Raw genomic sequence first — 25,968 nt, forward strand, 5'->3', positions numbered from 1 at the left:
GTTCGGCTGCGGGCCGGTGAGGGCTGGTCGCGCAGTTCCCCGCGCCCCTACGGGGCGGCTGACCGGGGGTCCGCCACAGTCTGGAGCGTCGGGGCGATTGCCGTGCTGTGCGTGGTGTTCGGGGTGGTGCTCGGCCTCGGGCAGGCCGTTGTGGTCCGGCATCGCGCCGCCGGGGGCGCCGACATGGCCGCCCTCGCCGCGGCGGACCACTGGGCCGAGGGCGCGTCAGCCGCCTGCGCCCTGGCGGACCGTGTGGCACTGGCTCAGGACACGCGGCTGACCCGGTGCGTGATCGTCGGTGACGTCTCGGACGTCTCGGCGGCCTCGGGCGGCGGGCCGTTCACGGCAGAGGTCCGGGCCAGAGCGGGCCCTGCCGCAACGAGCCCCTGACAACGAGCCCCTGACGACGCGCCGGAAAGGGGCGCGGGGAACTGCGCGACCAGCCCCCACCGACCCGCGGCCGACGACTACCCCCTCGGCGCCCCCCTCAACAGCACCGTGAGGAGCCGCACCGCCCCCCGCTTGTGCAACGGCTCGTTCCCGTTCCCGCACTTGGGGGACTGGATGCAGGACGGGCACCCGGCGTCGCACTCGCACGCGGCGATCGCCTCCCGGGTGGCCGTCAGCCAGGTGCGGGCGGTGTGGAAGGCACGCTCCGCGAAGCCGGCGCCGCCGGGGTGGCCGTCGTAGACGAAGACGGTCGGCAGGAGCGTGTCGGGGTGCAGCGGGATCGACACGCCACCGATGTCCCAGCGGTCGCAGGTCGCGAAGAGCGGGAGCAGGCCGATGGAGGCGTGTTCGGCGGCGTGCAGGGCGCCGCCGAGGATCTCCGGGTGGATCCTGGCCTCGTCGAGCTGGTCCTCGGTGACGGTCCACCACACGGCGCGGGTGCGCAGCGTACGCGGAGGGAGGTCGAGTTTCGTCTCGCCCAGCACTTCGCCGGTGATGAGCCGGCGGCGCAGGAAGGAGACCACCTGGTTGGTGACCTCGACGGAGCCGTAGCAGAGGCGGCCGTCGCCCCAGGGGATCTCGGTGTCGGTCTCCAGGACGGAGATGGCCGTGGTGTCGCGGGCGACTGTGGAGTACGGCGGCTCGGCCTGCTCGACCAGGGCCACCGAGTCCTCCAGGTCGAGGGAGCGCACGAGGTAGGTACGGCCCTGGTGCAGGTGGACCGCGCCCTCGTGGACCGTGGAGTGGGCGGCGCTCGCGTCCACCGTGCCGAGCAGGCGTCCGGTGCCCGCCTCGACGACCTGCACCGGGCGGCCGCCCTCGCCGCGGATGTCGGTCAGCTCGGCGGCCCGCTCGCGGCGGGTCCAGTGCCAGGCCTTCGTCCGGCGGCGCAGCAGCTTCGCGGCCTCCAGCTGCGGCAGCAGCTCCTTGCAGGCGGGGCCGAAGAGGTCGAGGTCGTCCTCGGTGAGCGGGAGCTCGGCCGCGGCGGCGCACAGGTGCGGGGCGAGCACGTAGGGGTTCTCGGGGTCGAGGACGGTCGATTCCACCGGTTGGTCGAACAGGGCCTCGGGATGATGGACGAGGAAGGTGTCCAGCGGATCGTCGCGGGCGACCAGGACGGCGAGGGCGCCCTGCCCGGTACGGCCCGCGCGACCCGCCTGCTGCCACACAGAGGCCCTCGTACCGGGGTACCCGGCGATCAGTACGGCGTCCAGCCCGGAGACGTCCACACCCAGCTCCAGGGCCGTCGTGGCGGCAAGTCCGAGGAGTTCCCCGGAGTGCAGCGCGCGTTCCAGGGCGCGCCGCTCCTCGGGGAGGTAGCCGCCGCGATAGGCCGCGACACGCCGGGCGAGGGAACGGTCCACCTCGGCCAGCCGTTCCTGGGCGATGACGGAGATCAGCTCCGCGCCGCGTCTGGAGCGCACGAAGGCGACCGAGCGGACGCCCTGCACGGCGAGGTCGGTCAGCAGGTCGGCGGTCTCGGCGGTCGCGGTACGGCGCACGGGAGCGCCCTTCTCGCCGTGCAGCTCGGTCAGCGGCGGCTCCCACAGGGCGAAGACCAGCTCGCCGCGCGGGGAGGCGTCGTCGGCGATCTCCACGACCGGCAGGCCGGTGAGGCGGCCGGCGGCCACGGCCGGCTCGGCGGCGGTCGCGGAGGCCAGCAGGAAGACCGGGGAGGCGCCGTAGCGGGCGCACAGGCGGCGCAGCCGGCGCAGCACCTGGGCGACGTGCGAGCCGAACACGCCCCGGTAGGTGTGGCACTCGTCGACGACGACGTACTTCAGCGACTTCAGGAAGGAGGACCAGCGGGCGTGCCCGGGCAGGATCCCGCGGTGCAGCATGTCGGGGTTGGTGAGCACGTAGTTGGCGTACTGGCGGATCCACTCCCGTTCCTCGTAGGGGGTGTCGCCGTCGTACACCGCGGCGCGCACCGCGTTCCCCAGCGGTTGTGAAAGTTCCTTCACGGCGCGGCACTGGTCGGCCGCCAGCGCCTTGGTGGGCGCCAGGTAGAGGGCGGTGGCGCCACGGCCGCTCGCCGCCTCGGAGCCGTCCAGCAGGGTGGACAGGACCGGTACCAGGTAGGCCAGGGACTTGCCGGAGGCGGTGCCGGTGGCGACCACCACCGAGTCGCCGTCCAGGGCGTGCTCGGCGGCCAGCGCCTGGTGCTCCCAGGGATGCTCGATGCCGCACGCCTGTACGGCCGCGACGACCTCCGAACGAATCCGGTCAGGCCAGACGGCATGCCGACCCGCACGCGGGGGCAAGTGCTCCGTATGAGTGATGCGCGAAGCCCGGCTCGGCCCGGAGGCGAGCCGGTCCAGGACCATGCCCGGAGAGAACCCGGACACGGCCGGAACCGGCGTTCGATCGGATCGGTGATTTATGGCCATCGGGACCGAGTGTGTCACTGGCGTGACGGACAATGGGGCCAAGGCGTCGTGCACGCCTGCCGTAAGTGATTGAATGCCATCGCGGCTGGCGAACCGTCCCGAGGGCCGCAAGCCGAGGTGTCCCGAGGGGCGACCGCTCGATAGCAAGGTGCTGGAGGATCCGTGGACCTGTCCCTGTCGACCCGTACAGTCGGCGATCGTACGGTCGTCGAGGTCGGTGGCGAAATCGACGTATATACCGCGCCCAAGCTGCGCGAGCAGCTGGTCGAGCTGGTGAACGACGGGAATTTCCACCTCGTCGTCGACATGGAGGGCGTGGACTTCCTCGACTCCACCGGGCTCGGCGTGCTGGTCGGCGGCCTGAAGCGGGTGCGTGCCCATGAGGGCTCGCTGCGCCTGGTCTGCAACCAGGAGCGCATTCTGAAGATCTTCCGTATCACCGGCCTCACCAAGGTGTTCCCGATCCACACCTCGGTCGAGGAAGCGGTGGCGGCCACCGACTGACCCTGGGCCGGCCGACGTACCCCGGACCGCCGATCGGTCCGTGCCGTCCGGCCGGCCCTCGGCACGGGCGTCCGTGCGCGCCATGCGCCGTACGGACGGCCCGTGTCACCCTCGCCCGTTCGGGCCCGCGTGCCCGTGCCGGCAGCCGTGCACGGGCCGCAGTGCCCGCGGCGGAAGCAATTCATCGGGGGGTTCCGGGTTCTTCGGCGGCCCGGCCCCCCATCGCACGCCCGTAGTTCCGAGGGGGACGTATGGCCACCGTTGAACTCCGCTTCAGCGCGCTGCCCGAGCACGTCCGCACCGCCCGACTGGTGGCGGCGGCGGTGGCTCGCAGGGCCGGAGTGGACGAGGCCGTCCTGGACGAGGTCCGGCTGGCCGTCGGCGAGGCCTGTTCCCGTGCCGTGGGTCTGCACCAGGCCGGCGGCATCACCGAGCCGGTGCGGGTGGCGCTGATCGAAGAGGAGAAACAGTTCTCCATCGAGGTCGGCGACGAGGCACCCCGTTCAGTCCCCGGCGACCGGGCCTCCGGTGGCACGGCGGACGCGGACGTGGAGGCCGAGGAGGACGAGATGGGCCTCGCGGTCATCAGCGGCCTCGTGGACGACGTGGAGGTAACGGCCGGGGAGCACGGCGGGCTGATCCGCATGACCTGGCCGACGACCCCGCCTGGAGTCGCGCTCACCTGAGAGCCACCCTGACTGTGTGCCGAAGGGCCCCACCGAGTGGGGCCCTTCGGTATGTCCGCACGTCCCCGCACCCGTGTCACCTGCGGCCGGTCCTAAAGTGATCTCGTGCGATGTGTTTAGTGAATTCATTCACGATCAATCGGGCGATAATTTGATCAAGTAAACGGCCGCCGTCAATGCTTTTAGGGCATTACCGCTTTCGGGTTCCCCGGCGTGACCTCGATCATTTGCTGAAGAGCACGAGAAGGCCAATTCCGTTTACCGTCCCCTGTTTAGATCACTCGCGGGTACCTAGAATCCGTCCACATCTTGAGCTCAGCCCAAGCGTCAAGGAGGACGAATGGCGGGGCTTTCTACCCCTCATCAGTTGGGCCACCACCCCACAACCTTCGCAGCCGCAGTCCTGACCGACGACAACCGGGTCCTGGTGGCGGTCATCGCCGCCGTGGCGCTGGCCGCGCTCGTGGTCGCCTGGATCCTGGTCCGTCAGGTGCTCGCGGCAGGCGAGGGCACCGACAGCATGAAGAAGATCGCGGCGGCGGTCCAGGAAGGCGCCAACGCCTATCTGGGCCGACAGTTGCGCACCCTCGGCGTATTCGCCGTCGTGGTGTTCTTCCTGCTCCTGCTGCTGCCCGCGGACGACTGGAATCAGCGCGCCGGCCGGTCGATCTTCTTCCTGATCGGCGCCGCCTTCTCGGCGACCACCGGTTATATCGGCATGTGGCTCGCCGTACGCAGCAATGTGCGCGTCGCCGCGGCGGCCCGTGAAGCCACTCCGGCGGAAGGCGAACCGGAAAAGGATCTCACCGCCGTCTCGCACAAGGCCATGAAGATCGCTTTCCGCACGGGCGGCGTCGTCGGCATGTTCACGGTGGGGCTCGGCCTGCTCGGCGCCTCCTGTGTGGTGCTGGTGTACGCGGCCGACGCGCCGAAGGTGCTCGAAGGCTTCGGTCTCGGTGCCGCCCTGATCGCCATGTTCATGCGTGTCGGCGGCGGCATCTTCACCAAGGCCGCCGACGTCGGCGCCGACCTGGTCGGAAAGGTCGAACAGGGCATTCCGGAGGACGATCCGCGCAATGCCGCGACCATCGCCGACAACGTGGGCGACAACGTCGGCGACTGCGCGGGCATGGCGGCCGACCTCTTCGAGTCGTACGCCGTGACCCTGGTCGCCGCGCTGATCCTCGGCAAGGCGGCCTTCGGCGACTCCGGACTGGCCTTCCCGCTCCTGGTACCGGCCATCGGCGTGCTCACGGCGATGATCGGCATCTTCGCGGTGGCGCCGCGCCGCAGCGACCGCAGCGGCATGAGCGCCATCAACCGCGGCTTCTTCATCTCCGCGGTGATCTCGCTCGTGCTCGTCGCGATCGCGGTCTTCGTGTACCTGCCGGGGAAGTACTCCGACCTGGACGGCATCAGTGACGCGGCCATCCGGGCCAAGGACGGCGACCCGCGGATCCTCGCGCTCGTCGCCGTGGCCATCGGCATCCTGCTGGCGGCCGTCATCCAGCAGCTGACCGGCTACTTCACCGAGACCAACCGGCGGCCGGTCATGGACATCGGCAAGACCTCGCTGACCGGCCCGGCCACCGTGGTCCTCGCCGGTATCTCGGTCGGCCTGGAATCGGCCGTCTACACCGCGCTGCTGATCGGCCTCGGCGTCTACGGCGCGTTCCTGCTCGGCGGCACGTCGATCATGCTCGCGCTGTTCGCGGTCGCGCTGGCGGGCACCGGTCTGCTCACCACGGTCGGCGTGATCGTCGCCATGGACACGTTCGGGCCGGTCTCCGACAACGCCCAGGGCATCGCCGAGATGTCCGGCGACGTCGAGGGCGCGGGCGCGCAGGTGCTCACCAACCTGGACGCCGTCGGCAACACCACCAAGGCCATCACCAAGGGCATCGCCATCGCCACCGCCGTCCTCGCGGCGTCGGCGCTCTTCGGGTCGTACCGGGACGCGATCACCACGAACGTGCAGGACGTGGGCGCGAAACTCAGTGGTGCGGGCTCCCCGTTGACCCTGTCCATGGACATCTCGCAGCCCAACAACCTGGTCGGGCTCATCGCCGGCGCGGCGGTCGTCTTCCTCTTCTCCGGACTGGCCATCAACGCCGTGTCGCGGTCGGCGGGTTCGGTGGTCTTCGAGGTGCGGCGGCAGTTCCGCGAGCACCCCGGGATCATGGACTACACGGAGCAGCCCGAGTACGGCAAGGTCGTCGACATCTGCACCAAGGACGCCCTGCGCGAGCTGGCCACGCCGGGACTGCTTGCCGTGATGGCGCCCATCTTCATCGGGTTCACGCTCGGTGTCGGCGCCCTCGGTTCGTACCTCGCGGGCGCGATCGGCGCGGGCACCCTGATGGCCGTCTTCCTGGCCAACTCCGGCGGTGCCTGGGACAACGCCAAGAAACTCGTCGAGGACGGTCACCACGGCGGCAAGGGCAGCGAGGCCCACGCCGCCACGGTCATCGGCGACACGGTCGGCGACCCCTTCAAGGACACCGCAGGGCCCGCGATCAACCCGCTGCTCAAGGTCATGAACCTGGTCTCCCTGCTCATCGCGCCCGCGGTGATCAAGTTCTCCTACGGACATGACAAGAGCATCGGCATCCGGATCACCATCGCGGTCCTCGCGTTGATCGTGATCGTCGGCGCGGTCTACGTCTCCAAGCGTCGCGGTATCGCCGTCGGCGACGACGAGGACAGTGCCGAACGGGTGGCCAAGTCGGCCGATCCCGCGGTGGTTTCGTAGGCGGTCTTACGACGCCCACCGGCGCCCTCGCGAGAGGGGGCCGGTCAACGAGCGGGCGGACGGCGTGTGCTGACACGTCGTCCGCCCGTTTCGTACGCCGGGGGCGCCTGCGGCCTGTCGCGCGCCGGACGTGCGGTGTGTGGCGTGTGTCTGCGTGTGCCGGAGGGTGTCGGCATGCGCCGGAGAGTGCGCTCGGGACCGGGATGTGCGCGTCGTCTCGTCGTGAGCCTTCTCTCCTTGGCGCAAATGTACCCAAAAGCTTATTTAATGGGTGCTTCCATGGGGGTGCTGTCCGTCCGCCGTGTAAATTCCGGGGGCCGAGAGCCATGGAAGGGACCGATCCGGTGAACAAGAAGCTCGCGGCCGCACTGTCCGGCGGTGCGGTACTGGTAGTGGCGCTGTCCGGGTGCAGCAGCAACAACAAGGGCACCGACCCCAAGCTGATCGCCTGGGCCAAGACCGTGTGCGACGCGGTGCCGGCGCAGGACGCGAAGATCAAGGCGGCGAACGAGGCGATCTCCACGACGGCCTCGGACACCACGAGTTCGGCCGCGACCATCCAGAAGACCGACTCGAAGGCCTTCCAGGACATGTCCGACGGCTACAAGGCGCTCGCCGCGGCCATCAGCAGCGCCGGCGCGCCCCCCGGGGTGGACGACGGCGCCAAGCGCCAGCAGAACGTCGTCACGACCCTCAACAGCCTCTCCGCGTCCTACGCGGACCTGAAGAAGAAGGTCGACGCGCTCGACACCAAGAACCAGGCGAAGTTCGCCTCCGGTCTGCAGGACGTCGCCTCCCAGACGACGCAGCTGGAGGCGCAGAGCAAGAGCGGCACGGCGGCGCTGAACGCGCTGGAGCAGGGCGAGGTCAAGGACGCGATCGCCGAGCAGGCCAGCTGCAAGAAGGTCTCCTCGACGACGTCGACCGGTGCGTCGTCCCCGGCGTCGTCCCCGGCTTCGACCTCGACGTCGTCGACCGCGGGCTGAGGCAGGGGCAGAACCTCGGAGGCCGGGGCCCGGCCGGTGTCGGGGAGGGTACCGGCGCTGGGGCCGGGTCCGTGCGCCGGGCGGAGTTCTGCGGTCCGCGACCGTGTGCTGAGCCCGTGGCCGGGCCTGGCCGCGGGCCACAATGGAGGGCGTGACTGACTCCGGCCTCGCCACCCTGCCCGCCTCCGACCGCCCCGACGTCGCCGCCCGGCTGCGCACCGCCCTGCTGGGCTCCTCCTTCACCGCCGACGGCCTGCTCGACCTGCTCGGTGCCCCCGCGTACGCGGCGCTGGCCCGCAGCGAGACGGTGCCCGCGCTGCGCGCGACCCGCGGGGACACGCCCCTGGAGACGCTCGTCCGGCTGTTCCTCCTCCAGCAGCCCGTGCCGCATGCGCGCGTGGCCGGCGTCCTGCCCGTCGACGACCTCCTGGACAGCGGCTGGCTGACCCGCGCGGGGGGCGACGAGGTCGCGGCCACCGTGGACGTACGGCCGTACGGCGGGCCCGACGGCGAGGACTGGTTCATCGTCTCCGACCTCGGATGTGCCGTCGGCGGCGCGGGCGGCATCGGCCGACGGCACGAAGAAGTCGTCCTCGGGGTCGGCGGCGCGTCCACGACCCTCGCCGGTATCACCGTCCGCACGCCCGTCGCCGCCGCCCTCGACCTCGGCACCGGCTCCGGGATCCAGGCACTGCACGCCGCCCAGCACGCCACGCGGGTGACGGCGACCGACGTCAACCCGCGTGCGCTGCACATCACGGCGCTCACGCTGGCGCTCTCCGGCGCACCGGCGGCCGACCTGCGCGAGGGCTCGCTCTTCGAGCCGGTCAAGGAAGGGGAGACGTTCGATCTGATCGTCTCCAACCCGCCGTTCGTGATCTCTCCCGGCGCCCGGCTGACGTACCGGGACGGCGGGATGAGCGGGGACGATCTGTGCCGCTCGCTCGTTCAACAGGCCGGGGAGCGGCTGAACGAGGGCGGGTTCGCGCAGTTTCTCGCCAACTGGCAGCACGTCGCGGGGGAGGACTGGCAGGACAGGGTCAGGTCGTGGGTGCCGCGCGGCTGCGACGCGTGGGTCGTGCAGCGCGAGGTGCAGGACGTCAACCAGTACGCCGAGCTGTGGCTCAGGGACTCCGGTGACCACCGCGAGGATCAGGCGGAGTACCAGGCGCGGTACGACGCCTGGCTCGACGAGTTCGAGGCGCGCAAGGTGAAGGGGGTGGGATTCGGCTGGATCACGCTCCGGAAGACGGGCGCCGCCGTGCCCTCGGTCACCGTCGAGGAGTGGCCGCATCCGATCGAACAGCCGCTCGGCGAGACGATCCGCGCGCACTTCGACCGCCTCGACTACCTCCGTGACCACGACGACGCGGATCTTCTGGAAAGCCATTTCAGGCTCGCCGTCGAGGTGGTCCAGGAGCAGGTCGGACTGCCCGGCGCCGAGGACCCCGAGCACGTGGTGCTGCGCCAGCACCGCGGGATGCGCCGCGCGACCAAGGTGGACACGGTGGGTGCCGGCTTCGCAGGGGTGTGCGACGGCACGCTGAGCGCAGGGCGGATTCTCGACGCCATCGCGCAACTGACCGGCGAGGACCCGGTGTTGCTGCGTGACCGCACGCCAGCGCAGATCCGGCTGCTGGTGGAGCAGGGGTTCCTGGAGCCGGCCGTCTGACGGTCCGGAAGACGTGCCCGGCCGCCGCGCCGGGGGACGACCGTGGGCCGGCCTGCGTGACACGCCGGAGAAGAAAAAGGCCGGAAAAATCTGGCCGGAACGTTTGCTCCGTCTTCCAGCGGCGGGCCACTGACGATCCATCGGCGGTCCGCCGCTGGTCCGCCTCTCGTCCGCCGATCGGATGTTCGAGGGTGTTCCGGCCGCTCGTTCACCTCGATTTCGCCCGTCGGCCTCCCGCCCGCCGCCCGTACGTGCCAGTCTCCGGGCGCTGGGCAGTCACGGGCGGCAGGGAAGGGGAGCGCGGGCCATGGAGAGCGCACCGGTGATCTTCGCGGGGCTGGTGTTCGCCCTGTTCGGAGGCGCGCTGCTGGCGTGGACCGGCGTCCGGCTCCGGCGTGGCGAACCCGTCGCCCAGGGTGTGAGTCAGGTCGCATCGGCGACCCTCGCGAGCCTAGCCGCGGTGATCGCGCTGGGCCTCGCGGCGTACTGCCTGACCCGGCTCTGAAGGCGTCCCTCCGGTAATCGGAGCATCACGCTCCGGACAGGGCCCGGGGGGCCACCGGGGACTCCGGGCGGCAGGAATGGCGGTAGTCGGGTTACCGTTCGAGTGGCCGTTGTGGGCTTTTCCCGTTTGACACGGGGGCGGGATGTACCGTCACACTCCGCAGCGTCACCAAGTGAGCGGGCGTCCCTGCCCGTGCCACGACCCCGGGAGCAAGGCCTGGGGAGGCCCCAGCGTCGACCGGAGAGAAGAGCGAAGTTGTCCCCGACCAGCGAGACCGCACAGGGCGGCCGCCGACTCGTCATCGTCGAGTCCCCTGCCAAGGCGAAGACGATCAAGGGCTATCTGGGCCCCGGATACGTCGTCGAAGCGAGCGTCGGGCACATCCGTGACCTTCCCAACGGCGCCGCGGAGGTGCCCGAGCAGTACACCGGCGAGGTCCGGCGCCTCGGCGTGGACGTCGAGCACGACTTCCAGCCCATCTACGTGATCAACGCCGACAAAAGGGCGCAGGTCAAGAAGCTCAAGGACCTGCTGAAGGAGTCCGACGAGCTCTTCCTCGCCACCGATGAGGACCGCGAGGGCGAGGCCATCGCGTGGCACCTCCAGGAGGTCCTCAAGCCGAAGATCCCCGTCAAGCGGATGGTCTTCCACGAGATCACCAAGGACGCGATCCGGGCCGCCGTCGCCAACCCGCGCCAGCTCAACCAGAAGCTCGTCGACGCCCAGGAGACCCGCCGCATCCTCGACCGCCTCTACGGCTACGAGGTCTCGCCGGTCCTGTGGAAGAAGGTCATGCCGCGCCTGTCGGCCGGCCGAGTCCAGTCCGTGGCGACCCGGCTCGTGGTGGAGCGGGAGCGGGAGCGCATCGCGTTCCGGTCCGCCGAGTACTGGGACCTGACCGGCACCTTCGGGACCGGCCGGGCCGGTGACCCGAGCGACCCGTCGTCCCTGGTCGCCCGCCTGCAGGCCGTCGACGGCAAGCGGGTCGCCCAGGGCCGCGACTTCGACTCGCTCGGGCAGCTGAAGTCCGCGAACACCCTGCACCTCGACGAGGCGAACGCCCGCGCGCTCGCCGCCGCCCTGGAGAACACCCGGTTCTCGGTCCGCTCGGTCGAGTCCAAGCCGTACCGCCGCTCGCCCTACGCCCCGTTCCGTACGACGACCCTCCAGCAGGAGGCCTCGCGCAAGCTCGGCTTCGGCGCGAAGGCCACCATGCAGGTGGCCCAGAAGCTGTACGAGAACGGCTACATCACGTACATGCGTACCGACTCCACGACGCTGAGCGACACCGCGATCGCGGCCGCCCGCGCCCAGGTCACGCAGCTCTACGGCGCCGACTACCTGCCCCCGGCCCCGCGGACGTACGCCGCGAAGGTCAAGAACGCGCAGGAGGCGCACGAGGCGATCCGCCCCTCGGGTGATCGTTTCCGCACCCCCGCCGAGACCGGGCTCACCGGTGACCAGTTCAAGCTCTACGAGCTGATCTGGAAGCGGACCGTCGCCTCCCAGATGAAGGACGCGACCGGCAACAGCGTGACCGTCAAGATCGGTGGCGCCGCCGCCGACGGCCGGGACGTCGAGTTCAGCGCCTCCGGCAAGACGATCACCTTCCACGGCTTCCTCAAGGCCTACGTCGAGGGTGCCGACGACCCGAACGCCGAGCTGGACGACCGCGAGCGCCGGCTGCCCCAGGTCGCCGAGGGCGACCCGCTGTCCGCCGAGGAGATCACGGTCGACGGGCACGCCACCAAGCCCCCGGCCCGCTACACCGAGGCCTCGCTGGTCAAGGAGCTGGAAGAGCGCGAGATCGGCCGCCCGTCGACGTACGCGTCGATCATCGGCACGATCCTGGACCGCGGCTACGTCTTCAAGAAGGGCACGGCCCTCGTGCCGTCCTTCCTCTCCTTCGCCGTGGTCAACCTGCTGGAGAAGCACTTCGGCCGGCTGGTCGACTACGACTTCACCGCCCGCATGGAGGACGACCTCGACCGCATCGCCGCAGGTCAGGCGCAGGCCGTGCCGTGGCTGAAGCGCTTCTACTTCGGCGAGGGCGGCGAGGACACCGCCCCCGGCGGCGCGGCCGACGCCGGCAACGGCGACGGGGACCACCTCGGCGGCCTCAAGGAGCTGGTGACCGACCTGGGCGCGATCGACGCGCGCGAGGTGTCGTCGTTCCCGGTGGGCAACAACATCGTGCTGCGGGTCGGCCGCTACGGCCCGTACATCGAGCGCGGCGAGAAGGACTCCGAGGGCCACCAGCGCGCGGACGTGCCGGAGGACCTGGCCCCCGACGAGCTCTCCGTCGAGCTCGCGGAGGAGCTGCTCGCCAAGCCGAGCGGCGACTTCGAGCTGGGCGCCGACCCGGAGACCGGCCACCAGATCATCGCCCGGGACGGCCGCTACGGCCCGTACGTCACCGAGGTGCTCCCCGAGGGCACCCCGAAGACCGGCAAGAACGCGGTCAAGCCGCGCACGGCCTCGCTCTTCAAGACCATGTCCCTGGACACGGTCACCCTGGCGGACGCGCTGAAGCTGATGTCGCTGCCGCGGGTCGTCGGCACCGACGCCGAGGGCCAGGAGATCACCGCGCAGAACGGGCGCTACGGGCCGTACCTGAAGAAGGGCACGGACTCGCGCTCGCTCACCTCCGAGGACCAGCTCTTCACGATCACCCTCGAAGAGGCGCTGGCGATCTACGCCCAGCCCAAGCAGCGCGGCCGGGCCGCCGCCAAGCCGCCGCTGAAGGAGCTGGGCACCGACCCGGTCAGCGAGAAGCCGGTGGTGGTGAAGGACGGCCGCTTCGGCCCGTACGTCACCGACGGGGAGACCAACGCGACGCTGCGCTCCGGCGACAGCGTCGAGACGATCACCCCGGAGCGCGGCTACGAGCTGCTCGCCGAGAAGCGGGCCAAGGCGCCCGCCAAGAAGACGGCGAAGAAGGCGCCCGCGAAGAAGACCGCGGCCGCCAAGAAGGCCGCACCGGCGAAGAAGACGGCGGCGAAGAAGACCGCCGCGAAGAAGACGACGACGGCCGCGAAGAAGGCACCCGCCAAGAAGGCGACGGCCTCCAAGACGGCCGCGGAGGACTGAGCCGGGCTTCCCGGGACCGGCTTCGGGCTTCCCGGGGACGGCTTCGGGCTTCCCGAGAACGCTGAGGCGCCTTCAGGTCCTCACATCGGCTTCGCATTGTGCACGCCCCGGCATCAACTTGGTGTCGGGGTGTGCGTACCTGTGGACGGTCGCGGCGGGCTGTCGGCGGCTGCCGATAGGCTGAAAGCATGACGCGAGCCGAGCAGCCAACGGCCCCCCAGACAGACCCGGACGACGCGCTGGTAGCGGATTCCCGCGAGCGCGCCGTCCGCTCTCTGCTGCGCCGACCCGAACTGAGGCGGTTGTGGAGCGCCCAGCTAGTGAGCGGGATCGGCGACAGCCTGGCACTGCTGGTGCTTGTCGTGCTCACGCTCCAGGCAGCCGTGGCCCAGGGCTCCTTCGGCGGCGGCTACCGCGGGGCGGCGCTGGCGGTGACGGTCGTCTTCGGGGTACGCGTTCTCGCCACCCTGCTCTTCGGCGCGGTCCTGCTGGGCCCGCTCACCACGCTGACCGCACAGGACGGCCCGCTCGACCGCCGCTGGACCATGGTCGGCGCCGACGGCCTGCGCACGGTCCTGCTGATCATCGCGCCCCTGTGGATCGACTGGACCCCGGCGAACGCGCTGACGCTCGTCCTGGCGACGGCCTTCGTCACCGGGGTCGCCGAGCGCTTCTGGACCGTCTGCCGGGAGAGCGCGGCCCCCGCGCTGCTGCCCGCCCCGCCCCCGGAGGGCGCCACGGTACGACCGCTGCCCGACCACCTGGACGCCCTGCGCCGCCTCTCGCTGCGGACGACGTTCCTCACGGTCCCGCTCGCGGCCGCCGCCCTGGTCGGCGCGTCGCTGGTCAACAACTTGCTGGGCACGGGCATCGCCTGGTTCGCCCAGCACCAGGCGGCCCTCGGCTCGTACCTGGCGGCGGGCCTGTTCGCCGCCTCCCTCTCGGTGCTGGTCTCCCTGGAGGTGCCGGGCACCCGCACCCCCCGCGCGCGGTCGCCGCTGGAGGGCCTGCGCCGGCCCAAGACCGCCGACGGCACCGACACCGGCCGCACCGGTGCCATCCCGCTCCTCGTGCCGGCCTGCGCCGCGATCGCCGGTGCCATCTCCGCCGCCGTCGCCGTCTCGGTGCTGCACGCCAGGGACCTGGGCGGCGGGCCGGTCCTGTACGGCCTGCTGGTGCTGGCCCTGACCGGCGGGGTCGCCGTCGGCATCCGTACGGCGCCCGCGCTGCTCCCGACGCTCTCCCGCCGCCGCCTGCTGTCCCTGGCGATCGCCTTCACCGGCATCGCGCTGCTGGCCGCGGGCCTGGTTCCCGACGTCACCACCGTGCTCCTGATCGTCGCGCTGGCCGGCATCGGCGCGGGTGTGGCCGCCAACACCGGGCACACCCTGCTCGACCAGGAGACCGAGGACTCCCGCCGGATCCGGACGACCGAGCACCTGCACGCGGTGGTCCGGGTCGCCATGGCGCTCGGCGCGCTCGTCGCCCCCCTGGTGGCCGCGCTGATCGGACCGCACCGCCTGGAGAACGGCAAGTTCGTGTTCGCGCACGGCGGCGCCGCGTTCACGCTGATGCTGGTCGGCGCGCTGCTGCTGCCGGTGGCCGCGGTGGTGCTCGCCAAGGTCGACGACCGCGCGGGCGTACCGCTCCGCCACGACCTGCGGGACGCGCTGCTCGGCGGCGACGACCCGGCGCAGGCACCCACGGCCAACGGTTTCTTCATCGCCCTGGAGGGCGGCGACGGCGCCGGCAAGTCCACCCAGGCCGAGGCCCTCGCCGAGTGGATCCGGGCCAAGGGCCACGAGGTCGTCCTCACCCGTGAACCCGGCGCCACCCCGGTCGGCAAGCGGCTGCGCTCGATCCTCCTCGACGTCTCGTCCGCCGGTCTGTCGCACCGGGCCGAGGCCCTGCTGTACGCGGCCGACCGCGCGGAGCACGTCGACACCGTCGTCCGGCCCGCCCTGGAGCGCGGCGCGGTCGTCATCTCCGACCGGTACATCGACTCCTCCGTCGCCTACCAGGGCGCGGGCCGCGACCTCTCCCCGACCGAGGTCGCCCGCATCAACCGCTGGGCGACCGCAGGACTCGTCCCGCACCTGACCGTCCTGCTGGACGTGGAGCCCGAGACCGCCCGCGAGCGGTTCACCGAGGCGCCCGACCGGCTGGAGTCCGAGCCAGCCGAGTTCCACGCGCGCGTACGGGCCGGCTTCCTCACCCTCGCCGCCTCCGACCCCGGCCGCTACCTGGTGGTCGACGCCGGCCAGGAGCCCGAGTCGGTCACCACCGTCATCCGGGCCCGGCTCGACACCGTGCTGCCGCTCTCCGAGGCCGAGATCAAGGCCGCCGAGGAGGCCCGCAAGGCCGCCGAGGAGGAGGCCCGGCGCAAGGCGGAGCTGGAGGCCGCGCGCAAGGCCGAAGAGGAGCGCGTCGAACGCGAGCGTCAGGAACAGCTCGCCAAGCTCCGTGCCGAGGAGGAGGAGCGCAAGCGCCGCGAGCTGGAGGAGGCGCAGCGCCGCGAGGCCGAACGGCAGGCGGAGGAGGCCCGGCTGCGGGCGGAGGAGGCGCGCAGGCGGGCCGAGGAGGAGCAGGCCCGGCTGCTCGCCGAGGAGAAGGCCCGCGCGGAGGCCGAGGCCCGCCGCAAGGCCGAGGAGGAACAGCGCCGCAGGCAGGCCGAGGAAGAGGCCCGGCTGCGCGCCGAGGCCGAGGAACGGCGCCTGGAGAAGCAGCGCAAGGCCGAGGAGGCACTCCTCAAGGCCGAGCAGGCGCGGCGCGCCGCGACGGAGGCGGCGGCAGCGGCCGACGTGGCCGCCCGGCAGTCCGCCGCACGGCAGCCGACGGCTCCGGGCGTCACACCGGAGGCGACGACCATGCCGACGCCGGTGCTGAAGCCGGACGCCCGGGACGACGAGACGACGGTGCTGCGTCCGGTACGGGACGAGCAGGCACCCGCGGCCCACGAGTCCGACGCCGAGGTGACGGCACAGCTGCCGCAGCCGCCGGTGCGGCCCGCGGGCGCCGCGGACGAGACCGCCGTGCTGCCTCCCGTGGGCGCGGCCGACGAGACCGCCGTGCTGCCGCCGGTGCCGCCGGGCGCTGCGGACGAGACCGCCGTGCTGCCTCCCGTGGGCGCGGCCGACGAGACCGCCGTGCTGCCCCCGGTGCCGCCGGGTGCCGCGGACGAGACCGCCGTGCTGCCTCCCGTGCGGGACGACGCCGGGGCGCCCACCGACGGCCCGGCGGACCGGATGCCGCCCGGCTTCTTCCGGGACGAGCGTGCGGGCGCGAACCCCGACGGCTCCGAGGACCGCACCCGCGAGATGCCACAGGTCGATGCGGACGGCGCCGCCGACGGCCCGGCGCGGCGCCGGCGCCCCCGGCCCGACTGGGCCGAGGAGACCCCGCTGGACGACCTGCCGTCGCTGGCGGACGAGCTGCTGGGGTCGTACGAGGAGCCGGAGCACGACGACGAACGCGGCCGCCGAGGTCGCGGTCGGCGCGGCTGAAGGCGGGGCTGACAGCTCGGGTGCGGCGGGGGCGGTGCGGGTCGGGATGCCGGCCGGCGCCGCCCCTCGTTGTCAGTGGGCACCCGCACAATGGAGTCCGGACCGCAGAACCGGCGGACCTCGACAGCGGAAGCAGGAGCGCCGGGATCTCCGAACCGGCACGTACGGCGATCGCGACATGCCGAACATGACGCGTGACGAACATGACGCGTGACGAACATGACGAAAGGGCGGCGTGACCCATGACCGTGTGGGACGACCTCGTCGGGCAGGAGCGGGTGAGTGAGGTGCTCACCGCCGCCGCCCGGGACGCCGACGCCCTGGTCACCGCCGCCGCGACCGACCGGCCGCCGCCGGAGTCGTCGAAGATGACCCACGCCTGGCTGTTCACCGGCCCGCCCGGCGCCGGCCGCAACCAGACGGCGCGGGCCTTCGCCGCCGCCCTCCAGTGCGTGAGCCCCGACCGCGCCCTGGGCGGCGCCCCCGGCTGCGGCTTCTGCGACGGCTGCCACACCGCGCTGATCGGCACCCACGCGGACGTCACCACGGTCGCGGCCGTCGGCGCCGAGATCCTGGTCAGGGACATGCGCGACACGGTCCGCAAGTCGTACACCGCCCCGGCGACCGGACGCTGGCAGATCATCCTGGTCGAGGACGCCGAGCGGCTGAACGAGAAGTCGGCCAACGCCGTCCTCAAGGCCGTCGAGGAGCCCGCCCCCCGCACGGTCTGGCTGCTCTGTGCGCCCTCGTTGGAGGACGTGCTGCCCACGATCCGCTCCCGCTGCCGCCACCTGAACCTGCGCACGCCCTCGGTGGACGCGGTCGCGGACATGCTCGTCCGGCGCGAAGGCATCGAACCCCAGGTGGCCGCGGCCGCCGCCCGCGCCACCCAGGGGCACGTCGACCGGGCCCGCCGGCTGGCCACCGACCCGGCAGCCCGCGAGCGCCGCGCGGCCGTGCTGAAGCTTCCGCTGCGGCTGGACGAGATCGGCGCGTGCCTGAAGGCCGCCCAGGAGCTGGTGGACGCGGCGGCGGAGGACGCCAAGCAGCTCGCCGAGGAGATGGACGGCAAGGAGACCGAGGAGCTGAAGGCGGCGCTGGGCGCGGCCCAGGGCGGTCGTCTGCCGCGCGGCACGGCGGGGGTGATGAAGGACCTGGAGGACATGCAGAAGCGACGCCGCACCAGGACCCAGCGCGACAGCCTCGACGTCGCCCTCACCGACCTGACCGGCTTCTACCGCGACGTCCTCGCGCTCCAGCTGGGCTCCAGGGTCGCGATCGCCAACGCGGACGCCGAGGACTCCCTGGAGCGGCTGGCCCGCGCCGGTTCGCCCGAGGCCACGCTGCGCCGGATCGAGGCGATCGCGGCCTGCCGGGACGCCCTCGACCGGAACGTGGCGCCACTGTTGGCGGTGGAGGCGATGACGATGGCGCTCAGAGCGGGCTGACGGCGGCGTCCGGCGCCCTGGACGTGCATGGCGTTGACCGGGGTCACCCGTACGAGCCACAGTCGCCGTGCGCGGCACGGAGATCATTTCCCGGCGTTACGCTCGATTGATGCACATCAGGCGAATCACCCGCCGGACCTCAATTCGATCCCGTGCCCACACCCGGACGATGGCGGCCGCCCTGCTCTCGGCCGCCGCCCTGCTCGCCTCCGCGTGCTCCTCCGCGGGGAGCGCGTCGACGGCGACGTCGGCGTCCACGCCGGCCGGCACCGCCCAGCTGGCCGCGCTGCCCCGCTCGACACCGTCCGCGCTGGCGTCGTACTACGCCCAGAAGCTCACCTGGCGGGACTGCGGTGTTCCCGGTTTCCAGTGCACGACGATGAAGGCCCCACTGGACTACGCCGAGCCCGGCGCGGGTGACGTCCGGCTGGCGGTCGCCCGCAAGAAGGCCACCGGCAAGGCGAAGCCGCTCGGATCGCTGCTGGTCAACCCCGGCGGGCCGGGCGGCTCCGCGGTGGACTACCTCCAGCAGTACGCGGGCATCGGCTACCCCGCCGAGGTGCGGGCGCGCTACGACATGGTCGCCGTCGACCCGCGCGGAGTCGCCCGCAGCGAGCCCGTCGAGTGCCTGGACGGGCCGCAGATGGACACGTTCACCGAGACCGACATGACCCCCGACGACCAGCAGGAGACGGATCGCCTGGTCGCGGAGTTCAAGACGTTCGCGGAGGCCTGCGGGAAGCGTTCGGCGCAACTGCTGCGCCATGTCTCCACCGCCGACTCGGCTCGGGACATGGACATCCTGCGGGCGGCGCTCGGCGACCAGAGGCTGAACTATGTGGGGGCGTCCTACGGCACCTTCCTCGGCGCGACCTACGCCGGCCTGTTCCCGGCACGCGTGGGACGGATGGTCCTGGACGGCGCGATGAACCCGTCCCTGTCCGCGCGCGAGCTGAACCTGCAGCAGACGGCGGGGTTCGAGACGGCGTTCCAGTCCTTCGCGAGGGACTGCGCGAAGCGCACCGACTGCCCGCTCGGCGACAAGGGCAGCACGCGGACGCAGATCGCCGACAACCTCGGAACGTTCTTCAAGAAGCTGGACGCGCACCCCGTCCCGACCGGCGACCCGGACGGCCGCAAGCTGACCGAGTCCCTGGCGACGACCGGCGTGATCGCGGCGATGTACGACCAGGCCGAGTGGGAGCAACTGCGCGACGCCCTGCACACGGCGATGAAGGACAACGACGGCGCGGGCCTGCTCGCCCTCTCCGACAGCTACTACGAGCGGGACGCGGACGGCCGCTACTCGAACCTCATGTTCGCCAACGCCGCGGTGAACTGCCTGGACCTGCCGCCCGCCTTCACCAGCCCCGAGGGGGTCGAGAAGGCACTGCCCGAGTTCGAGAAGGCGTCCCCGGTGTTCGGCCCGAACCTGGCGTGGGCCTCGCTGAACTGCGCGTACTGGCCGGTGCGGGCCACCGGCGAGCCGCACCGCATCGAGGCGAAGGACGCCGCCCCCATCGTCGTGGTCGGCACCACCCGCGACCCGGCGACCCCCTACCCCTGGGCCCAGTCCCTGGCCGGCCAGCTCTCCTCGGGCCGCCTCCTCACCTACGTCGGCGACGGCCACACCGCCTACGGCCGGGGCAGCACCTGCATCGACTCCGCGATCGACACCTACCTCCTCAGCGGCACCCCACCGGCGAAGGGAAAGCGCTGCTCATAACCCCTGTGGCCGTCCCCGGAGCCCCCGCTCCGGGGCGTGTACGGAGCACCCCCGGAAACTGTGTAGACTTACCGAAGTCGCTGATCGCACCATAGTGCGGGTGACGCGCCGCTTTAGCTCAGATGGCCAGAGCAACGCACTCGTAATGCGTAGGTCTCGGGTTCGAATCCCGAAAGCGGCTCCGGCAGAGGCCAGGTCACATAGCCCGTGACCTGGCCTTTTTGCTGCTTCGAGGGGTCTGTGCGCCTGTCTCCGTCAGAAGCTCGGCCGTGACCCGCAAGGTAAGTCTGCAGGCCTTGACGGTCGGAGGCTGCGCTGCATGGCCGCGCAGGTGTCGGGCCCGAACCGGCTGTCCACGGCGAGCGGTGCGGCGGGTGCGACGAGGGCCCTGGGCTTGATGACATCGCTGCCGTCGGGAGGACGGCCGACGCGACGAGACCGTGCGCAGGGACGATCCGCGGTTGATCGAGAAAGCGAACGACGGGTGGTTCCGGCTGGCACTCGACCACGGGTTCCTGGGGGACGACCGGGAGTTCCTGCTGGGGGTGAACCATGCCGACGACGACTCGGTACCCGTACTGCGCTGGGCGCGCGTCCGGCTCGTCGAGGAGTGGGACATCATGGGGGCTGGTGTCGCGACCGGAATGCTGGGGTCGGCGGCCGGCTTTCCCGAGTTCGCCATGCTCTCGCTCGACGGCAGCGTCATCCTGCGCGGCACCACATGGCAGGAATTTATCGGCTCTCTGGTGGTTCCCGACCCGCATCGGGTGCAGATCATCCGTGACTACGTGGCGCGGCGCTCCGCCAGTCCGCGCACTCCCGCGGCGGAGCGCGCCGAGGGCGAGGCCTGGCTCAGGGCGTTCCCCCGGAGCAAGCACCCGAACAGGAGCGATACTTCCGTGGGTGCGTCGGCGGCGGCCCGCTCATGGATCCGCACACGGCGATCGACCCGTCCACCATCCGGTCCGGCGACTACCGGCCGTAGGCGAAGAGCAGAGGCATGACGGTGAAGGTCTTGCGCGGTGATTCGACCGGGGAACTGGAGCTCTCCGGAATCCGCTCCGAACTGCGGCCCTGGGGCGGCAGTTGCGGAGCGGGCGGGGAGAGATTCTCCTGGAGGTCTCTGATTCGTTTCCGTACAGCAGGTGGTTGTCACGGATGACATTCCGGCAGACGAGCGGGAAGATCACGATCTCGTCGTCCGGGGACAGTCCGTGGGTCTGCGGGGCGGCCCGGAGTTCTTTGCGCTCCTCGCCGGGAACATCGAGGGCTTCGCCGCGGCGGCGGATCAGGACGACCATCTGCACGTGGACTACTTTCCGGACCATGACTGTCTGGCCGAGGGATCGGGATCAGTGGTCGTCGCCCTCGACGGCGACGTGATTCCGACGTCCTGAGACAGAGAGCCCCCGGCCGAAGCACTGAGCCCACTTCGCCTCCGGGGATTCGCCGGGTATGTCTCCGTTGCGCTACAACCACCTCAGGGTCCTGGGTGGGCTTCCCGTTCGTTCGGTACAAGGAAAAATCACCGTAAAAGGGCTGCAAACTAAATCGACGTCAGGATCAGCGGCGCACCTGGGGCAACATCTTGGTGAACGACGAGTGTCGCGCGGCCAGGGCGTGGGCACCGCCGTCGGCCGGATGAGGTGAGGGACATGGCGGAGCCGAGGCTCGCGGTTGCCGTGGTGACCATGGGGAACCGGCCCGACGAAGTCGACGCCCTGCTCCGGTCCGTCGCCAAGCAGGACCTCGCCCCGGCCCGCATCGTGATCGTCGGCAACGGCTGCCGGCTGCCCGAGTTCGCCCGCCGACTCGACCTGCCCGGCGAGGTCACCACCGTCGACGTCGAGGACAACCTCGGCTGCCCCGGCGGCCGCAACGTCGCCCTCGCCACCCTGCGCGCGTTCGGCGACGTGGACGTCGTCGTCGAACTGGACGACGACGGCCTGCTCGTCGACGTCGAGGTGTTCCGGCAGGTACGGGACCTGTTCGCCGCCGACCCCCGCCTCGGCATCGTCGGCTTCCGCATCGCGGACGAGCACGGCGTGACCCAGCGCCGGCACGTGCCGCGCGTCGGCAACGCCGACCCCATGCGCGGGGGTTACGTCACCGGGTTCCTCGGCGGCGGGCACGCCCTGCGCATGGCCATGCTCGCCGAGACCGGCGACTGGCCCGCCGAGTTCTTCTTCGCGCACGAGGAGACCGACCTCGCCTGGCGCGCCGCCGACGCCGGCTGGCGGATCCTCTACGCGCCCGAGCTGCTCCTCCAGCACCCGCGGACCTCGCCCGCCCGGCATGCCGTCTACTTCAGGGTCACCGCCCGCAACCGCGTCTGGCTGACCCGCCGTCGACTGCCCCTGCCGCTCATCCCGGTCCACCTCGGCGTCTGGATACTGATCACGCTCCTGCGCACCCGTTCGACGGGCGGCCTGCGGGCCTGGTTCGCCGGCTTCGCCGAGGGGCTGCGCGAGCCGGCCGGGGAGCGCCGCCCGATGCGCTGGCGCACGGTCTGGCGGCTCACCCGGCTCGGGCGCCCGCCCGTCGTCTGAGGCAGAGGAGCGGAGGGAGCAGGGGAGCGGGGGAGCGGGTCGTAGTTCGGTCCGGTTGCGTCCGGTCCGGAAACGGGACGAGGGCCCCGGTCGATCACCTCCGCCGACCGGAACCCTCTCGCGTCCCCGGACCCTGGCCTGCGGCGACACTCCCCCGAGTCACGCGATTCACGCGTGCGCCGTCGGACCCGGTCCGATATGAAGATCACATCAGGGCTCGCCAACGGATCGCTAACATGTGGCCAGCGGTTCTCCCGGAGGTCGCCAACCGGTTGGCGCGAAGACGTCGTTCGGCTCGGGGAGCAGGCGGGAAACCCAGCGGATTCCGGCTCCGGCCGGCACAGAGAAGGTGGCGGGAAGTCATCCCCTATGGGATGCGATTCCGCCAGGATCCAGGACCGGCGGACACCTCCGCCGTGCGGGGAGGCGAAGGGTGGAGTGATGCAGCGGTACGAGCTGCGGTTCGGACTGCTGGGACCTCCGGTCCTCTACGACGCGGCCGACGTACGCCCCATCGGCAGCCCCAAGGTACGCGCGCTGCTCGCCGCGCTGCTCCTGGAGGCCGGGCGGGTCGTCTCCGTCGAGTCGCTGCGGGAGGCGCTGTGGGGCGGGGCGCCCCCGGCGTCGGCGCGCGCCTCGCTGCACAACCACGTCACCCGGCTGCGCCGGCTCCTCGACGACCCGGAGCGGCTGCGGGCCGTGCCGCCCGGGTATCTTCTGCGTGTCGACGACGGTGAACTGGACGTCGACGTGTTCGAGGTCCGGGTGTCCCAGGCGCGCGCGGCGCACGGGCGGCGGGAGTGGGACCGGGTGTTGCGCGCCTGCGCCGACGGGCTCGTGCTCTGGCGTGGCAGCCCGCTCGGCGGCCTCCCCGCCGAACTCGGCGGCTACGCCTTCGTGCAGCGCCTGGAGGAGGCCCGGCTGCTGCTCCTGGAGTGGCGCTACGACGCGGAACTCGCCCTCGGCGGGCCCCGGCTGGGGGGCCTCGTACCGGAACTGGCCGCGCTCGTCGCGGAGTACCCGCTCCGCGAGGCCTTTCACCGCCAGCTGATGCTCGCCCTCCATCGCGGCGGGCGGCAGGCCGAGGCCCTCGCCGTCCACCGCGACCTGCGCAACCGCCTGCGCGAGGAACTCGGCATCGAGCCCGGCCCGGCGGTACGCCGGGCCCATGTGGAGGTGCTGCGGGGCAGTGGCGTGGTGGGGGGAGAGCTGACGCGCGAGGGTGCCTCGGCCGGTGGGCCGGATGCGGGTGCGTTGTGGCCGGTCGCGCAGTTCCCCACGCTCCCGGACGGCGCGTCTCCCGACCGTCGGCCGGAAGCCGGAGGCGCTGATCCCTACCAGCCCCTTGGTGCTGATCCCGACCAGCCCCTGGGTCGTGATCCCGACCTGCCCCTTGGTGGTGATTCCGACCAGCCCCTTGACCCGGGTTCTACGCGCGACGACTCCCCGTCCCTCCGCCCCGCCCAACTTCCCCCGCCCCCGGCCCACTTCACGGGCCGCACCGCCACGCGCGAAGAACTGACTCTCGCCCTCACCCGTCCGCCTGCGGCTGCCCCTGTCCTCGTCGTCCTCAGCGGCATGGCCGGCGTCGGCAAGAGCGCGCTCGCCCTGCACGTGGCACACCAACTGCGGGATCGTTTCCCCGACGGCCAGCTCTACGTCAACCTGCACGGCGCCACCCCCGGCATGCCCCCGCTCACCCCCGGCCAGGCGCTCGCCGCGCTGCTGCGGGACCTCGGCGCCGATCCCCGGCACATCCCCGAACACCCGGACGCGGCCGCCGCGTTGCTGCGATCCCTGCTCGCGCCGACGCGCACCCTGCTGCTCCTCGACGACGCCGCGAACGCCGCGCAGGTGCGCCCGCTGCTCCCCGGCGGCCCCGGCTGCGCGGTGATCGTCACGAGCCGTTCGCCGCTCGCCGCGCTCGACGGCGCCCGCCGCTTCCCACTCGGGCCGCTGACCGGCGAGGACAGCGCCGCGCTGCTGCGCGCGGTCAGCGGGCGTGCGGAGATCGACGCCGGTCACCCGCTCGTCGGCCTCACCGGACGGCTCCCGCTCGCCCTGCGCGTGGTGGCCGCCCGGCTGGCCGCCCGCGGTGCCCTCACCCCCGAGGTGCTGGCCGGTCAACTGGCCGCCACCGAGGACAGGCTGCGCCACCTCGAATACGACGACCTCAGTGTCCGGCGTTCCCTCGCCGTGGCCCATGACGCCCTGGCCGGCTCCGACCGCGTCCCCGACCGCGACGCCGCCCTCGTCCTGCGCCGCCTCGGCGCCCTCGACCTCCCCACCTACGGCGCCCCCTTGATCGCCCGGCTCACCGGCACCGACGAGCGCCGCGCCGAGGTCGCCCTGGACCGGCTGGTCGACGTCGCCCTCCTGGAGGAGACGGCGTACGGCCGCTACACCCCGCACGACCTGGTACGGGACTTCGCCCGCGAGCTGGCCGACGGGAGCGATGGGAGCGAGGGGAGCGATGGGAGCGAGGGGAGCGAGGGGAGCGGTCGGGCCGGCGGCACCGATGGCACCGGCGGCACCGACGGCATCCATGGCGCCGACCGAACCGAGGCGGCTCTCACCGCCCTGCGCTGGTTCGCCGCCGTCGCCGAGCGTGCCCTCCTCGCGATCCTCGAACCGGGACGCGACCAGGGCGACCGCCGCCGGCCCACCACCGCCCAGCCGCCCGAACACCAGCAGTACGCCGCCGCCCTGCCGTCCTTCGAGTGCGCCGAGCAGGCCTTCGCCTGGGGCGACACGGAACTGGAGAACATCGTCGCCCTGGTGGAGCGCTACGCCGACACCGCCGACGCGCGGATCAGCGCCTACCTGTCCACGCTCGTCCGGCTCCTCTACCCCTACGTCCTGCGCAGCGGCCGGGTCGCCGAGATGGAGGTGCTCGGCACCGCCGCGCTGGCCGCCGCCCGGCGCCTCGGAGACGAGCCCGCCGAGGCCTACGCGCTGGGCGACCTCGCCGGCCTGCGCTTCCTCACCGGCCGCCAGCGGGAGGCCCTCGCCCTGACCGACGGGGCGCTGGCCCTGTGGCGGCGGCTTGGCATGGTCTCCTGGATCCGGCGCGCCCTGAACAACCGGGGGCTGCTGCTTGAGGGGCTCGGCCGGTACGAGGAGTCGGGCGAGGCGCTGCGGCAGAGCCTGGACTACTCCCGGCAGCTGAACGATCCCTACGGCGAGGCCGTCACCCACAGCCATCTCGGCAACCTGTACGAACACACCGACCCGCGCGCCGCCATCGAGCAGCACCGGCGCTCCCTCGCGATCGGAGACGCCATCGGCGCCGTGATCCTGCAGCACTCCGCGCACTGCAACATCGGCTACGCCCAGCTCCGCCTCGGTGAACCGGCGGCCGCCGCCGGGCACTTCGAGAAGAGCCTGCGCATTCTCGGCGGCCACGGCGACTGGCACGGGGAGTCCCAGACCCGGCTCGGTCTGGTCCGCGCGCTGCGCGCCCTCGGACGGACCGACCGCGCCCACCACGAGTGCGCCGAGCTCCTGCGCCGCGCCGACGCCCGCGCCGACCGCTACAGCGGCGGTCTCGCCCGCCACCAACTCGGTCTGCTCCTGCGCGAGCAGGGGCGCACCGAGGAGGCGTACGGCGTCTGGCGCGAGGCCCTCACGGCCCTGGACGGGACGGACGAGCCGGACGTCCTCGCGGAGCTGCGCACCCTGCTGGCGTCCGGCGGCTGACCGGACCG

At 72.1% G+C, this 25,968-nt stretch carries 16 protein-coding genes and 1 tRNA gene; 16 read left to right on the forward strand and 1 reads right to left on the reverse strand.

The features are described from left to right. The first annotated feature begins 6 nt into the window (after positions 1–6). Positions 7–390 carry an Rv3654c family TadE-like protein gene (locus tag ACFY0K_RS33690; RefSeq protein WP_390643068.1) on the forward strand — a complete coding sequence of 128 codons (384 nt, stop codon included), beginning with the start codon at positions 7–9 and terminating at the stop codon, positions 388–390. A 77-nt stretch (positions 391–467) separates the two neighbouring features. Here ACFY0K_RS33690 and ACFY0K_RS33695 read toward each other — a convergent pair whose 3' ends face one another. After that, entirely contained in the window at positions 468–2,840 is a 2,373-nt protein-coding gene (locus ACFY0K_RS33695; RefSeq protein ID WP_390642989.1) for a DEAD/DEAH box helicase, read from the reverse strand. 162 nt (positions 2,841–3,002) lie between these two features. Here ACFY0K_RS33695 and bldG point away from each other — a divergent pair, with 162 nt between their 5' ends. The 15 genes from bldG (at position 3,003) to ACFY0K_RS33770 (ending at position 25,960) form a co-directional block, all read left to right on the forward strand. Continuing rightward, positions 3,003–3,344 (forward strand): anti-sigma factor antagonist BldG, encoded by a 342-nt coding sequence (gene bldG / locus ACFY0K_RS33700; RefSeq protein WP_010986038.1) that lies wholly within the window; start codon positions 3,003–3,005, stop codon positions 3,342–3,344. 251 nt (positions 3,345–3,595) lie between these two features. Continuing rightward, on the forward strand, positions 3,596–4,030 hold the full coding sequence (locus ACFY0K_RS33705) for an ATP-binding protein (RefSeq protein ID WP_390642990.1): 435 nt from the start codon (positions 3,596–3,598) through the stop codon (positions 4,028–4,030). A gap of 340 nt (positions 4,031–4,370) precedes the next feature. Beyond that, positions 4,371–6,782, forward strand: coding sequence for a sodium-translocating pyrophosphatase (locus ACFY0K_RS33710; RefSeq protein WP_351960880.1), 2,412 nt, complete (start codon positions 4,371–4,373; stop codon positions 6,780–6,782). A 326-nt stretch (positions 6,783–7,108) separates the two neighbouring features. Continuing rightward, complete coding sequence (locus tag ACFY0K_RS33715) at positions 7,109–7,768, forward strand: small secreted protein (RefSeq protein WP_390642991.1); 660 nt, start codon at positions 7,109–7,111, stop codon at positions 7,766–7,768. Between the two features lie 142 nt (positions 7,769–7,910). Continuing rightward, entirely contained in the window at positions 7,911–9,440 is a 1,530-nt protein-coding gene (locus tag ACFY0K_RS33720; RefSeq protein WP_390642992.1) for a methyltransferase, read from the forward strand. Positions 9,441–9,747: 307 nt separating this feature from the next. Next, positions 9,748–9,945 (forward strand): hypothetical protein, encoded by a 198-nt coding sequence (locus ACFY0K_RS33725; RefSeq protein ID WP_390642993.1) that lies wholly within the window; start codon positions 9,748–9,750, stop codon positions 9,943–9,945. Between the two features lie 255 nt (positions 9,946–10,200). Continuing rightward, positions 10,201–13,035, forward strand: a complete 2,835-nt coding sequence (gene topA, locus ACFY0K_RS33730) for a type I DNA topoisomerase (RefSeq protein WP_390642994.1) — start codon at positions 10,201–10,203, stop codon at positions 13,033–13,035. 188 nt (positions 13,036–13,223) lie between these two features. Then, positions 13,224–16,538: a dTMP kinase gene (gene tmk, locus ACFY0K_RS33735; RefSeq protein WP_390642995.1), complete on the forward strand. Its 3,315-nt coding sequence runs from the start codon at positions 13,224–13,226 to the stop codon at positions 16,536–16,538. Positions 16,539–16,780: 242 nt separating this feature from the next. Continuing rightward, entirely contained in the window at positions 16,781–17,986 is a 1,206-nt protein-coding gene (locus ACFY0K_RS33740; protein ID WP_390642996.1) for a DNA polymerase III subunit delta', read from the forward strand. A 109-nt stretch (positions 17,987–18,095) separates the two neighbouring features. Beyond that, positions 18,096–19,712 carry an alpha/beta hydrolase gene (locus ACFY0K_RS33745; protein ID WP_390642997.1) on the forward strand — a complete coding sequence of 539 codons (1,617 nt, stop codon included), beginning with the start codon at positions 18,096–18,098 and terminating at the stop codon, positions 19,710–19,712. A 107-nt stretch (positions 19,713–19,819) separates the two neighbouring features. After that, positions 19,820–19,893 (forward strand) — tRNA-Thr (locus ACFY0K_RS33750). A gap of 280 nt (positions 19,894–20,173) precedes the next feature. Further along, complete coding sequence (locus ACFY0K_RS33755) at positions 20,174–20,716, forward strand: hypothetical protein (protein WP_390642998.1); 543 nt, start codon at positions 20,174–20,176, stop codon at positions 20,714–20,716. Positions 20,717–20,926: 210 nt separating this feature from the next. Further along, complete coding sequence (locus tag ACFY0K_RS33760) at positions 20,927–21,109, forward strand: hypothetical protein (protein WP_390642999.1); 183 nt, start codon at positions 20,927–20,929, stop codon at positions 21,107–21,109. A gap of 258 nt (positions 21,110–21,367) precedes the next feature. After that, the gene (locus tag ACFY0K_RS33765) at positions 21,368–22,261 is read left to right on the forward strand and encodes a glycosyltransferase family 2 protein (protein WP_390643000.1); all 894 of its coding nucleotides are present in this window, start codon (positions 21,368–21,370) and stop codon (positions 22,259–22,261) included. Positions 22,262–22,702: 441 nt separating this feature from the next. Continuing rightward, the gene (locus tag ACFY0K_RS33770) at positions 22,703–25,960 is read left to right on the forward strand and encodes a BTAD domain-containing putative transcriptional regulator (protein ID WP_390643001.1); all 3,258 of its coding nucleotides are present in this window, start codon (positions 22,703–22,705) and stop codon (positions 25,958–25,960) included. Positions 25,961–25,968 lie beyond the last annotated feature (8 nt).

This window comes from Streptomyces sp. NPDC001507 (genome assembly GCF_042894765.1).
Lineage (GTDB): Bacteria > Actinomycetota > Actinomycetes > Streptomycetales > Streptomycetaceae > Streptomyces.